Annotated in this window: 10 protein-coding genes; 5 read left to right on the top strand and 5 right to left on the bottom strand. The window is 61.2% G+C overall.

All coding sequences use genetic code 11. From position 1 onward, the window contains the following. Positions 1–100: 100 nt before the first annotated feature. The 3 genes from QZR30_RS00050 to mfd are packed head-to-tail and all read right to left on the bottom strand — an operon-like array spanning position 101 to position 6,828. The gene (locus tag QZR30_RS00050) at positions 101–2,791 is read right to left on the bottom strand and encodes a DEAD/DEAH box helicase (protein ID WP_311902814.1); all 2,691 of its coding nucleotides are present in this window, start codon (positions 2,789–2,791) and stop codon (positions 101–103) included. Positions 2,792–2,800: 9 nt separating this feature from the next. Then, on the bottom strand, positions 2,801–3,367 hold the full coding sequence (locus QZR30_RS00045; RefSeq protein ID WP_046071500.1) for a CsiV family protein: 567 nt from the start codon (positions 3,365–3,367) through the stop codon (positions 2,801–2,803). Positions 3,368–3,378: 11 nt separating this feature from the next. After that, the gene (gene mfd, locus QZR30_RS00040; protein WP_311902813.1) at positions 3,379–6,828 is read right to left on the bottom strand and encodes a transcription-repair coupling factor; all 3,450 of its coding nucleotides are present in this window, start codon (positions 6,826–6,828) and stop codon (positions 3,379–3,381) included. A gap of 340 nt (positions 6,829–7,168) precedes the next feature. Between mfd and QZR30_RS00035 the strand changes: the two genes are divergently transcribed. Beyond that, complete coding sequence (locus tag QZR30_RS00035) at positions 7,169–8,632, top strand: glyceraldehyde-3-phosphate dehydrogenase (protein ID WP_043047491.1); 1,464 nt, start codon at positions 7,169–7,171, stop codon at positions 8,630–8,632. A gap of 450 nt (positions 8,633–9,082) precedes the next feature. Further along, positions 9,083–10,477 carry a Si-specific NAD(P)(+) transhydrogenase gene (sthA, locus tag QZR30_RS00030; RefSeq protein WP_046071502.1) on the top strand — a complete coding sequence of 465 codons (1,395 nt, stop codon included), beginning with the start codon at positions 9,083–9,085 and terminating at the stop codon, positions 10,475–10,477. A gap of 42 nt (positions 10,478–10,519) precedes the next feature. Here sthA and QZR30_RS00025 read toward each other — a convergent pair whose 3' ends face one another. Together QZR30_RS00025 and QZR30_RS00020 are read right to left on the bottom strand one after the other, a co-directional pair. Beyond that, the gene (locus tag QZR30_RS00025) at positions 10,520–11,242 is read right to left on the bottom strand and encodes a glycerophosphodiester phosphodiesterase (RefSeq protein ID WP_046071503.1); all 723 of its coding nucleotides are present in this window, start codon (positions 11,240–11,242) and stop codon (positions 10,520–10,522) included. A gap of 43 nt (positions 11,243–11,285) precedes the next feature. Further along, the gene (locus QZR30_RS00020; RefSeq protein ID WP_046071504.1) at positions 11,286–11,870 is read right to left on the bottom strand and encodes a PilZ domain-containing protein; all 585 of its coding nucleotides are present in this window, start codon (positions 11,868–11,870) and stop codon (positions 11,286–11,288) included. 94 nt (positions 11,871–11,964) lie between these two features. On the opposite strand from QZR30_RS00020, the gene QZR30_RS00015 reads away from it, so the two are divergent. Genes QZR30_RS00015 through QZR30_RS00005 form a run of 3 tightly spaced genes read left to right on the top strand, consistent with a single transcriptional unit; the run spans position 11,965 to position 15,211 of the window. After that, positions 11,965–13,215 (top strand): lipoprotein-releasing ABC transporter permease subunit, encoded by a 1,251-nt coding sequence (locus tag QZR30_RS00015; RefSeq protein WP_046071505.1) that lies wholly within the window; start codon positions 11,965–11,967, stop codon positions 13,213–13,215. Between the two features lie 7 nt (positions 13,216–13,222). Next, positions 13,223–13,906, top strand: a complete 684-nt coding sequence (gene lolD, locus QZR30_RS00010) for a lipoprotein-releasing ABC transporter ATP-binding protein LolD (protein WP_311902812.1) — start codon at positions 13,223–13,225, stop codon at positions 13,904–13,906. A gap of 60 nt (positions 13,907–13,966) precedes the next feature. Further along, a complete protein-coding gene (locus QZR30_RS00005; RefSeq protein WP_311902811.1) occupies positions 13,967–15,211 on the top strand; it encodes a lipoprotein-releasing ABC transporter permease subunit in 1,245 nt (414 codons plus the stop codon). Positions 15,212–15,228: the final 17 nt, after the last annotated feature.

Raw genomic sequence — 15,228 nt, 5'->3', positions numbered from 1 at the left:
AATCGCGGCGCGCCCTTCGCGAGCAAGCCCGCTCCCACACTTGAATCTATTCACAAATCAAAATGTGGGAGGGGGCTTGCCCCCGATGGCGATGGAGCAGTCAGCGCTTTTCTTGCTTGTTGGGCAGTGGCGCAAACAACGCCTCAATCTCTTCATTACCCAACTGCCAATCCCCAGTCGTACGCCCATCCAGCACGCCCGCCGCCAAGTCGGACTTCTCCTTCTGCAGGTGCTGGATTTTCTCCTCCACCGTGCCCCGCGCAATCATCTTGTACACAAACACTGGCTTTTCCTGCCCGATGCGATACGCACGGTCGGTGGCCTGGTTTTCCGTGGCCGGGTTCCACCACGGGTCGTAGTGAATCACCGTGTCGGCTTCGGTCAGGTTCAAACCCACGCCACCGGCCTTCAAGCTGATCAAAAAGATCTGCAACTTGCCGCTCTGGAAATCCTTCACCGGTGTACGTCGGTCACGGGTCTGGCCGGTCAGCAATGCGTAGGCAATCCCGCGTTTTTTCAGTTCGATTTCGATCAGGCTCAGCATCGAAGTGAACTGCGAGAACAGCAGAATCCTGCGGCCTTCGGCAAACAGCTCGTCGAGCATGTCCATCAGGCTGTCGAGCTTGCCCGAGCTGCTGCCACGCGCCGGCAGAGTGGCGTCGTTGACCAGACGCAGGTCGCAGCACACTTGTCGCAGTTTGAGCAGCGCTTCAAGGATGATGATCTGGCTGCGGGCCACGCCCTTGCGGGTGATTTCGTCGCGGACTTTTTTATCCATGGCCAGACGCATGGTTTCGTACACGTCGCGCTGGGCCTCGTTGAGGTCGACCCAGTGGATGATCTCAGTCTTGGGTGGCAGTTCGGTCGCCACCTGTTCCTTGGTGCGGCGCAGCAGGAACGGTTTGATCCGACCGTTGAGGTGCTGCAAGCGCACGTCACTGGCGCGTTTTTCAATCGGCACGCGGTAATCACGGTTGAAGCTCTTCACGTCGCCCAGCCAACCCGGCAACAGGAAATGGAACAGCGACCACAGTTCACCCAGGTGGTTTTCCAATGGCGTGCCGCTCAGGCACAGGCGCTGGCGGGCGTTCAGCTCGCGTGCGGCCTGGGCGGCCTTGCTGGACGGGTTCTTGATGTACTGCGCTTCATCCAGGATCAATACATGCAAGGGCAGGGCGGCGAGCGTGTCGATGTCCTTGGGCAGCAGGGCATAAGTGGTCAGCAGCAGGTCGTAGTCGTGCAGGTTGGCGAAGTGTTTCTTGCGCCCTGCGCCGTACAGCGCCTGCACCCGCAGTTGCGGGGTGAAGTGCGCAGCTTCATCGAGCCAGTTCGGAATCAGACTGGTGGGCATCACGACCATGCAGGGCCGATCAAGGCGCCCGGCGATTTTCTCGGTGAGAATATGCGCCAGGGTTTGCAGGGTTTTGCCCAGGCCCATATCGTCCGCGAGAATCCCGCCCACTTCCAGCTGTCGCAGTGACTGCATCCAGCTCAAGCCTTCCAGTTGATAGGGGCGCAAGGTTGCGTTCAGGCCCTCGGGCGCGACGCAGGTGAAGTTCTTGATGTCCCGCAGGCGTTGGGCGAAGTTGCGGATCTTCTCGCCGCCTTCCCATTGCAACGGCAGGTCTTCCAGCGGGTTGAGCCTGATCGCGTCGGCCTTGGCCAGGCGCAACGTCGTGGTGCCGGTTTCCTGCAGGTAGAACTCGCCGAGAGTCGCCAGCACCGGCTTCAAGCGCCCGTAGGGCAGCGCCACTTGCAGCGGGCCGTGGCCGTTGGGCAGCCCGGGAATATTCACCAGGATCAGTTCATCATCGCGGCGCCTTGCGAGTTTTTCCGGGTTGAGGATCTCGGTGTGGGAGCGCATCAGGTTCAACAGGATCGGCAGCAGGCTCAACCGCTCGCCATTGACGATGATGCCCAACTCCAGGTCGAACCAGTCACGCTCCGGCGCTTCATCGACGCTGGCGTACCAGTCGTCCACCGGGCTCAGGTCGAAACCGAAGTCTTCATCGATTTGCAGCTCCCAGTCCTCGGCCCGCAGCGTCGGCGATGAGTTGAGCGTGAAGTTCAGCCAGGCGCTGTCATTGACCATCTCGAACAGCTCGCCGGCGCTTTCAGGCAAGGCCTTGCTTTGGCGCGTGGCGATCTTGAAACCCAGCAAGCGCAGTTGTTCGCGACAGGCTTGTTCCTGCTCGGGATGGCGCTTGATTCGCAGGCTCTGGGTGTCCTGGCGCACGATGATATCGGCGTTCTTTTGCCCACTGACGTAATTGCCCAGGTAGTTGAACGACAGTGCCGCACGGTGCTGGATATAGCGCTGCATCTTGCCGTTGCGCGGTTCGAACGCGCTGAACTCGACGCTGGCCAGCCACAGGCGCGGCACGGGCCGCACGTCCTCCATGACCACCTGCGGCAGGACCACGCGGTTATCCAGCACGGCCTGGAGTTTTTCCAGCAGTTGCGCATCTTGGGTTGCCGCCGGGTAGGCCAGGGTTTCCTGAACCTTGAGCAGCACCGCCGCGATGTGTTTACAGTTGGTGTGCACCGGGCAGGTACAGCGGCTATCCACCAGGATCAGCAGGCCCTTGGCCGACTCACGCAACGAGATGGTTTGCCGATAGACGTTACCGCCGGAGCCTTCGCAACTGGCGGTAATGGTGCTGTCACCGCACTCGACGATACGCACGCGGTTTTCCAGTGCGTAACGCCGCCCGCGCTCCAGGCTCTGCTCTTTGAAGCGATTGGCCCACGAAGGGGCCAGGGGTTTGGTCAGAGGCGAAGTGAGGGGCATGGCGCTGGATCAGTCCTGCATGTCGGGCGGTGGTGCGCTGGGCGGCTTGGCGGTCAGCGAGGTGATCTTGATCAACAACGCCAGGTGGCCGCCGTCCAGGTAATTAAGCTGGTTGTTCTTGGTGCGTACGTCTTTCTGCGCCAGGTGTTCACTGGCGATCACGCTGCCGTTGCCGTCGAACTGGTTGATCCAGAAATCGGCATCGATGTCGGTGAAACGACCCAATTGCAGGCTCAACACACCCTCGATAGGAAACTGGCCGAATTGCTCCTGGCCGTCGGTGATCGCGATCTTTACCGGCTGCTCGCCCAGATTCTGTTCCCAGGCCTTGTGCGCGAGCACGGTGTAGTTGGAGTCGGCGCGCAATTTTTCGACGATGTTGCCCAGGCGCGGCGGGCTCAGCCGCTCGCCCAGGCGCTGGGCGCCGCCATCCCAGTTTTCCGGGGCGGCGCGGCTGTTGATCACCGGCTCCGCATTCTGGCGCACCAGGATCATTTCCACCTGGTACGGGCTGTCGGCAAATGCCGAAGGCGCGAGTACCACCAACAACAGGCTCAGAATGCGGAACAGGCGCATGGCGGCGTCCTTCAAGGGGATTTCGGAAGGAGGCGCTCAAACAGCGCCTCCAGGGTATTGAAGCGTTCTTCGGCACGTTCCATCGGCACCATGAACTTGAACAGCGTAGCCCCTTCGAACTTGTAGCGGTTGGGCTGGCCCTGGATCAGCTTGATCAGCACCAAGGGGTCTACCGGCGTCTGCGCTTCGAATTCGATACGCCCACCTTGCGGCCCGGCGTCGACCTTCTTGATCCCCAACTGCTCGGCCTGCAACTTGAGCAGGGTCAGGCGCACCAGGTTCTTGGTCGGTTCCGGCAGCAGGCCGAAGCGGTCGATCATTTCCACTTGCAGGTCCTTGAGACCTTCTTCGTCAGTCGCCGAGGCAATGCGCTTGTACAGGATCAGCCGTGCATGCACATCCGGCAGGTAGTCTTCGGGAATCAACGCCGGCAGGCGCAGGTTGATCTCCGGGCCGCCGCCCAGGGGTTGGTCGAGGTTCGGTTGCTCGCCCTTGCGGATGGCTTTCACTGCGCGTTCGAGCATCTCCATATACAGGGTGAAGCCGACTGCCTGGATCTGGCCGCTCTGGCCATCACCGAGCAGTTCGCCGGCGCCACGGATTTCCAGGTCGTTGGTGGCCAATACAAAGCCGGCACCCAGGTCCTGGGTGTTGGCGATCGCTTCCAGGCGCTTTTCCGCATCGGAGGTGATCTGTTGGCGCGGCGGTGTGAGCAGGTAGGCATACGCCTGGTGGTGACTGCGCCCGACGCGCCCGCGCAGCTGGTGCAGCTGGGCCAGGCCGAACTTGTCGGCACGCTCGATGATGATGGTGTTGGCGCTCGGCACGTCGATGCCGGTCTCGATGATGGTCGAGGCGATCAGCACGTTGAAGCGCTTGTGGTAGAAGTCGCTCATCACCTGCTCGAGTTCGCGCTCGCGCATCTGCCCGTGGCCGATGGCGATGCGTGCTTCGGGCACCAGCTCGGCGAGGTCGGCGGCACATTTCTCGATGGTCTTCACATCGTTGTGCAGGTAGTAAACCTGGCCGCCACGCAGCAGTTCGCGCAGCAGTGCTTCCTTGACCGTGCTCTTGTTCTGTTCCATCACAAAGGTGCGCACCGACAGGCGACGCGCCGGCGGCGTAGCGATGATCGACAGGTCGCGCATGCCCGACACCGCCATGTTCAGCGTGCGCGGAATCGGCGTGGCGGTCAGGGTAAGAATGTCGACTTCACTGCGCAGGGCCTTGAGCTGTTCTTTCTGACGCACACCGAAGCGGTGTTCTTCGTCGATGATCACCAGGCCCAGATTCTTGATCTTCACATCGTCCGACAGCAGTTTGTGGGTGCCGATGACGATATCGATCTTGCCCTCGGCCAAATCGGCGATGGCGGCGTTCACTTCCTTGGCGGACTTGAAGCGGCTCATCACCTCCACGGTCACCGGCCAGTCGGCAAAACGGTCGCGGAAGCTGTTGTAGTGCTGCTGGGCGAGCAGGGTAGTGGGCACCAGGATCGCCACTTGCTTGCCGCCGTGTACCGCAATGAAGGCTGCGCGCATGGCCACTTCGGTTTTGCCGAAGCCCACGTCGCCACACACCAGGCGGTCCATCGGCTTGGGCGCGAGCATGTCGGCGCGCACCGCTTCGATGGTGGTCTGCTGGTCCGGGGTTTCTTCGAAGGCGAAGCCGGCGCTGAAGGTGGCGTAGTCGGCTTTCGGGTCGGCGAAGGCATAGCCTTCGCGGGCCGCGCGGCGGGCATAGATGTCGAGCAACTCGGCAGCCACGTCGCGCACCTGTTCGGCAGCCTTGCGCTTGGCTTTCTGCCAGGTCTCGGAGCCCAGGCGGTGCAGCGGTGCCAGGGCGTCGTCGCTGCCGGTGTAGCGGGCGATCAGGTGCAGGCTGGCCACCGGCACGTAGAGCTTGGCGCCTTCGGCGTATTCCATGGTGAGGAATTCGGCGGCCTGGTTGTCGATCTCCAGGGTCTGCAAGCCCAGGTAGCGACCGACGCCGTGGTCGATATGCACCACCGGCGCGCCTTCGCGCAGTTCGGTGAGGTTCTTGATCACCGCATCATTGTTGGCGTCTGCGCGCTTCTCACGGCGACGGCGCTGCATCACACGCTGGCCGAACAGCGGGCTTTCGGCGATCAAGGCAAGGGCCGGGTTGTCCAGCAACAAGCCCTCGTCCAACGGCGCGATGGTGATCGCCAGGCGCTCTTTGCTATTTACAAAATCCGGCCAACTGTCGACCGTCTTCGGCCGCAGTTTCAGGCGTTCCAATAGCTCCAACAGCACTTCGCGGCGCCCGGCGGACTCGGCGGTGAAGAGCACGCGACCGGGGAAGTCGCCAAGGAAATTGGACAGCGCTTCCAGCGGCTGGGTTGCCTTGGCCTGGATCGCCAGGTCCGGCAGCATCCCCGCCGGGAAGCGCTCACGGCCACTGCCGGCGTCCACATCCTGCTGGCTGGCAACTACACGCGGCCAGTTTTTCAGACGGGCGAAGCAGTCTTCCACCGGCAGGAACAGTTCTGCGGGCGGCAATAAAGGCCGAGACGGATCGACGCGGCGCTCTTCATAGCGGTTGCGCACGTCGTTCCAGAAGTTTTCCGCCGCCTGCTCGATACCCGGCAACGAGAACACCTGGGTGTCCTGGGGCAGGTAGTCGAAGAGGGTGGAGGTTTCGTCGAAGAACAATGGCAGGTAGTACTCGATACCCGCTGGGGTAATCCCGCTGCTTAAGTCCTGGAAGATTGGGCAGCGACGGAAGTCCACGTCAAAGCGTTCACGAAAGCGCGCCTTGAAGCGCGTCACCGCATCTTTTTGCAGCGGGAATTCCCGCGCCGGCAGCAGCTTGATCGAGTCGACCTTGTCGATGGAGCGCTGGTTTTCCGGATCGAAGGTGCGCAAGGTCTCGATTTCGTCATCGAACAGGTCGATGCGATACGGCAACTTGCTGCCCATCGGGAACAGGTCGATCAGGGCGCCGCGCACTGCGAACTCACCGTGCTCGTACACCGTGTCGACGCAGCGGTAGCCGCTGGCTTCCAGGCGCGTGCGCATCTGTTCTACGTCGAGCTTCTGGCCGATATCCAGCACCAGACTGCTGCCGAGCAGGAACTTGGTCGGCGCCAGGCGATGCAGGGCCGTGGTGATCGGCACCACCAGCACGCCGTGGGCCAGTTCCGGTAGGCGGTACAGGCTGGCGATGCGCTGGGAGATGATGTCCTGGTGCGGCGAGAACAGGTCGTAGGGCAGGGTTTCCCAGTCGGGAAAATGCAGCACCGGCAAATCCGGGGCGAAGAAGCTCAGCTCCTGCTCCAACCGTTCGGCACTTTGGCTGTCGGCGGTAAGCAGCAGGGTAAAGCGCTTGGCTGCGCTGGCAGCCTCGGCTATGGCCAGGCTCAGGGCGGCACCGGGCAGGTTGCCCCAGTGCTGTTTACCTGCCGCGGCAGGGAGAAGCGGTAGACGCAGAACGGGCACGGAAGGTTGAGCTCCAAGCGTTGCGACAAAGTCGGTAATTGTAACGGCCCGAGGTGCCGCCTGTCAGTTGCTGACTGTGCCTATTACGGTTTGTAGGAAATGTAGTGGCTAAGACAAACAATGCCGGGTTTTGACTCAATATGTAGTGCCAAAAAGCGCGAATGTTTAGGAGTGTTACGGACAAGTCGGCCCGCCCGCTCAACTAGTGGCCTTCTGGAACCCGCGTATTTCCTGGGCTGTAGCGCGGTGGTATTTTTTTGCAAGGGCTTTTTGTTGCCCCTCGCGCATTGCTCATCGTGCAGTCGGGCGACATAATGTAGCCCCTTTTTTCAGCCCCTACATGTGGAAGGTTCCCGTGACTCAGAAGCCCGACCAGTGTCTTGGTGAATGGATCGACCGTGAAGCACTCGCAGAAGCGATGATTCCGCTTATCGGCCAGCTGTACCGCAATAACAATGTGGTGAGCTCGATCTATGGCCGCAGCCTGATCAACCAGTCTGTCATCGCGATTCTCAAGGCGCACCGCTTTGCGCGCCATCGTTCCGCCGACGACAGCGAACTCTCCGTCCACGAAACATTCCCACTGCTCAAGGCCATGAGCGAGCTCAAGCTCGGCGCGGCCTCGGTAGACCTGGGCAAGCTGGCCTACAAGTTCCGCAAGGAAGGCGCCGGCCGTAGCGCCGAGCAGTTCGTGCGTGAAGAAATGGCCGATGTGGTTGGCCAGCAAAACGCCGCGCCTCGCAAGGGCACCGACGTGGTGCTGTACGGCTTCGGGCGTATCGGCCGCCTGCTGGCGCGCATCCTGATCGAGAAAACCGGTGGCGGCGACGGCCTGCGCCTGCGTGCCATCGTGGTGCGCAAAGGCGCCGAGAATGACCTGACCAAACGCGCCAGCCTGCTGCGTCGCGATTCGGTACATGGTTCGTTCAACGGCACCATCACCATCGATGAAGAAAACAACACCATCACTGCCAACGGTAACCTGATTCAGGTGATCTACGCTAAGAACCCGACTGAGGTGGATTACACCCAGTACGGCATCCAGGACGCCCTGCTGGTGGACAACACCGGTGTATGGCGTGATGCCGAGGGCCTGGGCCAGCACCTGGCTTGCCCGGGTATCGACCGCGTTGTGCTGACCGCGCCTGGCAAAGGCAAGCTCAAGAACATCGTGCACGGTATCAACCACGCTGAAATCACCGCTGACGACAAGATAGTGTCCGCCGCTTCCTGCACCACCAACGCCATCGTGCCGGTGCTCAAAGCTGTGAATGACAAGTTCGGTATCGTTAACGGCCACGTTGAAACCGTTCACTCCTACACCAACGACCAGAACCTGATCGACAACTTCCACAAGGGCGATCGCCGTGGTCGCAGCGCCGCGTTGAACATGGTGATCACCGAGACCGGTGCTGCCACCGCTGCTGCCAAGGCCCTGCCTGAACTGGCCGGCAAGCTGACCGGTAACGCGATCCGCGTGCCGACGCCGAACGTGTCGATGGCCATTCTCAACCTGAACCTTGAGAAAGCCGCCACCCGTGAAGAGATGAACGAATACCTGCGCTACATGGCGCTGCACTCCGATCTGCACAAGCAAATCGACTTCGTCAATTCCCAGGAAGTGGTCTCCACCGACTTCGTTGGTTCGCGCCACGCCGGTGTGGTGGACGCCGAGGCGACCATCACCCAGGACAACCGCGTTGTGCTGTACGTGTGGTACGACAACGAGTTCGGCTACAGCTGCCAGGTGGTTCGCGTGATGGAAGACATGGCTGGGGTCAACCCGCCTGCGTTTCCGCGCTAAGCCTTAGCGCTGAATGAAAACGCCCCGACTTATTCGGGGCGTTTTTGTGTCTGGCATATGTGGACCTGTAGGAGCGAGCTTGCTCGCGAAAACCATCAACGATAACGCAGCGCTTCTGGTTTAACGCGTGGTACTCAGGTTTTTCGCGAGCAAGCTCGCTCCTACAGTGGAGGGTGTGTATCAGTGATTGAGGAGCTTGTCGCTTAAACTATCGGAGAAAAAAATAGTTGTCGCATACTGGCTCATCCTGAATTCGGCGCTGATTTGCGTCCTGTAGTATGGCAACACTGGCCTACGACGCGACCAAGGGTTAATGTTCGCCGCGCTCGGCCTTCTATAGACTGTGCCCCGGTTCACACACTTGAGCCAAATTGTCCTTCATGACCGCTGGCCGCGGCATGATTTAGCCCGGCGTCCAACCGTACGCCTGGCCTGTTCTGAGGAGTACGCATGGCTGTCTACAACTATGACGTGGTGGTACTGGGTTCCGGCCCAGCTGGAGAAGGTGCGGCGATGAACGCTGCCAAAGCAGGGCGCAAGGTGGCGATGGTCGATAGCCGTCGCCAGGTCGGCGGCAACTGCACCCACCTGGGTACCATCCCGTCCAAGGCGTTGCGTCACTCCGTGCGCCAGATCATGCAGTTCAACACCAACCCGATGTTCCGGGCCATTGGCGAGCCACGTTGGTTCTCGTTCCCGGACGTGTTGAAAAGCGCCGAAAAAGTCATCTCCAAGCAAGTCGCTTCGCGTACCGGCTACTACGCCCGCAACCGCGTCGACCTGTTCTTCGGCACCGGCAGCTTCGCCGACGAGCAAACCGTCGAAGTGGTCTGCGCCAATGGCGTGGTCGAGAAACTGGTGGCCAAGCACATCATCATTGCCACCGGTTCGCGCCCGTATCGCCCGGCGGACATTGATTTCCACCACCCGCGTATCTACGATAGCGACACCATCCTCAGCCTGGGCCACACCCCGCGCAAACTGATCATCTATGGCGCCGGCGTGATCGGCTGTGAATACGCATCGATCTTCAGCGGCCTGGGTGTGTTGGTGGAGCTGGTAGACAACCGTGACCAGTTGCTCAGCTTCCTCGATTCGGAAATTTCCCAGGCGTTGAGCTACCACTTCAGCAACAACAACATCACCGTGCGTCACAACGAAGAGTACGAGCGGGTCGAAGGCCTGGACAACGGGGTGATCCTGCACCTCAAGTCCGGCAAGAAGATCAAGGCCGACGCCTTGCTGTGGTGTAACGGCCGTACCGGCAACACCGACAAGCTGGGCATGGAAAACATCGGGGTCAAGGTCAACACCCGGGGCCAGATCGAGGTGGACGAGAACTACCGCACGTGCGTGACCAACATCTACGGCGCCGGTGACGTGATCGGCTGGCCGAGCCTGGCCAGCGCCGCCCATGACCAGGGCCGTTCGGCCGCCGGCAGCATCGTCGACAATGGCAGCTGGCGCTACGTGAACGATGTGCCGACCGGGATCTACACGATTCCCGAGATCAGCTCCATCGGCAAGAACGAGCACGAACTGACCAAGGCCAAGGTGCCTTACGAAGTCGGCAAGGCGTTCTTCAAGAGCATGGCACGTGCGCAGATCGCCGGTGAGCCGCAAGGCATGCTGAAGATTCTGTTCCACCGTGAAACCCTGGAGGTCCTCGGCGTGCATTGCTTCGGCTACCAGGCGTCGGAGATCGTGCACATCGGCCAGGCGATCATGAGCCAGCCGGGTGATCTCAACACCCTCAAGTATTTCGTCAACACCACCTTCAACTACCCGACCATGGCCGAAGCCTATCGGGTGGCCGCCTACGACGGCCTCAACCGGCTTTTTTGAGCGGCTCCGGCCGGTGGCCTGAGCCGGCCGGGGAGACCGATTTCAGTAATTCCCGAGGGTGGCAGTGGCCAAACCGGGAAAGTCTGTAATCAGGCTATCTACGCCGAAGTCGGCGAGCCTGCGCATCAGCGCGGGTTCGTTGACTGTCCACACGGACACGTGCAGGCCCTGGCGCTGGGCTTTTTCCAGCCGCTCAGGGGTGCACAGCGTCCAGTTCAACGCCAAATATTCACAGCCATAGTTCTGCGCGACCTTCAACGGGTCGAGCCAGGCATATTCGGCGACCAGGCCACGTGACAGGTCCGGGGTGAGTTCGACCGCCGCCTTGAGCACTTCCCGCGAGCTTGACGTCACGGTGACCTTGTCCATCAGGCCAAAACGCACGGCCATTTCACGGATTGCCAGCACGGTGGTGGCAGCACGGGTGCGCGAGGCGCTTTTGACTTCCAGTTGCCAGTGATCGAAGTCGCACTTTTCGAACAGCTCCTCCAATCGCGGGATCGGGCACGGGGTGACCCAGCCCGGGCCGCCTTTGCGTGCGTCCATTTTCACCAGGTCGGCCGCCGAGTACTCGACGACTTTGCCGCGCCGGTCGGCGGTGCGCTTGAGGGTCGGGTCGTGGATGACCATCAGCTCGCCGTCCATGGACAGGTGCAAATCCAGTTCGCAACGGCGCACGCCGTGCTTGAGGCACTCCTGAAAGCTGGTCAGGGTGTTTTCCGGTGCTTCGCCTTTGGCACCGCGGTGGCCGTAGATCAGGGTCACAGTTGCTCCTTTGCGCCAGGTGAGCTGGCGGGGTCATACGAATTCAGGTGTCTTGGGCGTCGCTTTGTTCTCGCGCCAGGCGCCGTTCCTGCGCCTGTTTCTGCAGGATGTAGCGCGCCAGCAACTGGCGTTGGGCATCGGTCATGGATTCGAATTCCGTGCCCACATCAAAGCTGTCGCCCTTGGGGTCGCAATGGGTCACCCGCGCGCGCAGCAACAGGCCGAGCGCCTGGGGCATCAGCACCAGCTTGACTGCCAGGTGAGTATCGGGTGCCAGCGGGGTAGGGTGCTGGAAGTCGATGCCGCCCTCGGAAAGGATCACCGGTTGCGGCGCGCCCACTTCATTGAGCAGGCCGCGGGCCATGACCTGGCTGAGCAGGTCCAGGCGTTTGTTCTGCACCTTGAGGAACGCTGCCAGGCTGCGGTCTTTCTCGCTGATCTGGCGCAGCAGGTGCTGGGCTTCGAATTCGCTCAGGTGCAGTTCGCTGAGCAGGTTGAACAGCGGCGAATCATCCAGCAACACTTCCTTGCTCGCCGCTTCGGGGCCAGACAATGTGCTGATTTGAAGTGCGATCATGTCGTCGATACGGTAGTATTCGCGGCGCTCTTCTTCATCTAATGTCGACATGGCGAACCCCAGGTTACGGTAATGGTCTGAGTGTAAAGCTGCTTACCAGACCCCGCCACCGGGACGTCTTCTTTTCCTCCGAACAAGCCCCGACATGTTCAGACCTCTCTTCGTATTTATTGGCACGCGTTATACCCGTGCAAAGCGTCGCAATCATTTTGTGTCGTTCATTTCCTTGACCTCGATGATCGGTCTCGCCCTGGGCGTGGTCGTGATGATCGTGGTGCTGTCGGTGATGAACGGCTTCGATCATGAGATGCGTACCCGCGTGCTGGGCATGGTGCCCCACGCGACCATCGAGGGCGACGCGCCCATCGATGACTGGCAAAGCCTGGCCGCCAAGGTCAAGCAGAACCCCAAGGTGGTGGCCGTTGCGCCGTTTACCCAGATGCAGGGGTTGCTGACCAACGACGGCAAGGTGCAGAAGATTCTGCTCAATGCCATCGACCCGGCCCAGGAGCGCAACGTCTCGATCATCGACCGGTTCATGCTGCAGGGTAAGCTCGACGACCTGGCGCCCGGCAGTTTTGGCATCGTCATCGGCGACAAGGCCGCGGCCAAGCTCGGCGTGGGCGTCGGTGACAAGCTGACCTTCGTCGCTCCGGAAGTCACTGTGACCCCGGCCGGCATGTTCCCGCGCATGAAGCGCTTTACCGTGGTTGGCACCTTCCATGTCGGCGCCGGCGAGATCGACGGTTACATCGGCCTGACTAACCTCACCGACCTGGCCCGCCTGCATCGCTGGCAGCCGGACCAGGTGCAGGGTCTGCGCCTGAAATTCAATGACCTGTTCGATGCGCCGCGCGGCGCCTGGGAAATCGCCCAGCACCTGGGCGAGTCGCAGTACTATGCCCGCGACTGGACCCGCACCCACGGCAACCTGTACCAGGCCATCCGCATGGAAAAAGCCATGATCGGCCTGCTGTTGCTGCTGATCGTGGCGGTTGCTGCCTTCAACATCATTTCCACGCTGGTGATGGTAGTGAACGACAAGAAGGGCGATATCGCCATCCTGCGCACCCTAGGTGCCACGCCGGGGCAGATCATGGCGATCTTCATGGTGCAGGGCACCGTGATCGGCGTGGTCGGCACCTTGATCGGCACGGCGGTGGGCATCCTCGCCGCGTTGAACGTCAGCGCCGCCATCGCCCTGCTAGAAAAAGTGATCGGCCACAAGTTTCTCAACGCCGACGTCTACTTCATCGACTACTTGCCGTCCCAGGTGCAAACCCAGGACGTGCTGATGGTGGGCGGCGCTGCGTTGGTCCTGAGTTTCCTTGCCACCCTGTATCCAGCCTGGCGCGCGGCACGTACCCAGCCAGCACAGGCATTACGTTATGAGTGAATCGGGCATGAGTGAAAAAGCAATCCTGAGCTGCCGCAACCTGGGCAAATCCTACGAGGAAGGCCCGGAGTCTGTGGTGGTGCTGTCCAACCTGCAACTTGAACTGCACCCGGGCGAGCGCGTGGCAATCGTCGGCAGTTCAGGTTCCGGCAAAAGTACCTTGCTCAACCTGCTGGGCGGCCTCGATACGCCGTCCCAGGGCAGCGTGTGGCTGGCCGGTGAAGAGCTTTCGGCGTTGAATGAAAAGGCCCGTGGGCAACTGCGCAACCGTTCGTTGGGCTTTGTGTACCAGTTCCACCACCTGTTGCCGGAATTCACCGCCCTGGAAAACGTGTGCATGCCGCTGTTGATCGGCAAGACCGCGATCCCGGAGGCGCGCCAACGTGCCACCGCCTTGCTGGAGCGCGTCGGCCTCGGCCACCGCCTGGAGCACAAGCCGGCCGAACTGTCCGGCGGCGAGCGCCAGCGTGTGGCGATTGCCCGCGCCCTGGTGAACAACCCGGGCCTGGTGATGCTCGACGAGCCTACCGGCAACCTCGACTCCCACACCGCCCAGGGCATCAAGGACTTGATGCTGGAACTGAGCACCCAGATGCGCACCGCGTTCCTGGTGGTGACCCATGACATGAGCATGGCCCGGCAGATGGACCGCGTGTTGCACCTGCAGGAAGGTCACCTGGTCACCATCTGACCTGTTTCAAGCCTGGCGCCTGGCGTCGGGCTTTTTCATTTTTTCAGGCGGTGTACGCGAATGTTCAGACCGTTATCCATTTTCATCGGCACGCGCTATACCCGCGCCAAGCGCCGCAACCGTTTTGTCTCGTTTATCTCGATGACCTCGATGATCGGCCTCGCCCTGGGCGTATTGGCGATGATCGTGGTGCTCTCGGTGATGAACGGCTTCCAGCGCGAAATGAGCTCGCGCATCCTCGGCATGGTGCCCCACGCCACCATCGTCGGCGTAAAGCCGATTGATGATTGGCAACCGGTGGCCGCCGCGGCGATGAAGAATCCGCAAGTCACCGCCGCCGTACCCTTCACGCAGATGGACGGTATGTTCTCCTACAAGGGCGCCATGCAGCCGATCGAGATCAGCGGCATCGACCCGGTCCAGGAAGGCAAGGTGTCGATCGTGACCCAGCACATTGTGCGCGGCAAGCTGGACGACCTGAAGCCCGGTGAGTTCGGCGTGGTGGTCGGCGATATCACCGCACGCCGCTTCCGCCTGAATGTGGGCGACAAGCTGACCCTGATCGTGCCGGAACTCAGCAGCGCCCCAGGTGGCATCACACCGCGCATGCAACGGCTGAACGTGGTGGGTATCTTCAAGGTGGGCGCCGAGCTGGATGGCTCCATGGCGCTGATCCACATGGCCGACGCGGCAGAAATCCAGCATTGGCAGCCCAACCAGGTGCAAAGCGTGCGCCTGGCGGTGAAGGACTTGTACGCAGCGCCGACCGTCTCTGCGGATATCGCCGCCAGCCTGGGCGCAGCCTACAAGCCCGATGACTGGACTCACACCCAGGGCAGCCTGTTCAGCGCGATGAAAATGGAAAAGACCATGATCGGCCTGCTGTTGCTGATGATCGTCGCCGTGGCCGCGTTCAACATCATCGCCACCTTGATCATGGTGGTGAACGACAAGGGCGCGGACATCGCGATCCTGCGCACCATCGGCGCCACGCCCCGGCAGATCATGGCGATCTTCATGGTCCAGGGCACGGTGATTGGTGTGGTCGGCACCCTGATTGGCGGGGTGCTGGGGGTGATCGCAGCGCTGAATGTCAGTGAGCTGGTGGGCTGGCTGGAGCGGGTCAGCGGGCAGCATATCTTCAGCTCGGATGTGTACTTCGTCAGCAACCTGCCTTCGGAACTGCAGGGTGGGGACGTGTTGCTGATATGTTCGGCGGGGTTTGTATTGAGCTTTTTGGCAACGATTTACCCGGCGTATCGGGCGGCGAAGATTGAGCCGGCCCATGCGCTGAGGTATTCGTAAGGCCTTAGACCGCTATC

The sequence above is a fragment of the Pseudomonas sp. rhizo25 genome (assembly GCF_031931935.1).
GTDB classification, from domain to species: Bacteria; Pseudomonadota; Gammaproteobacteria; order Pseudomonadales; family Pseudomonadaceae; genus Aquipseudomonas; species Aquipseudomonas synxantha.
This window is presented reverse-complemented; position numbering and strand designations above follow the sequence as displayed.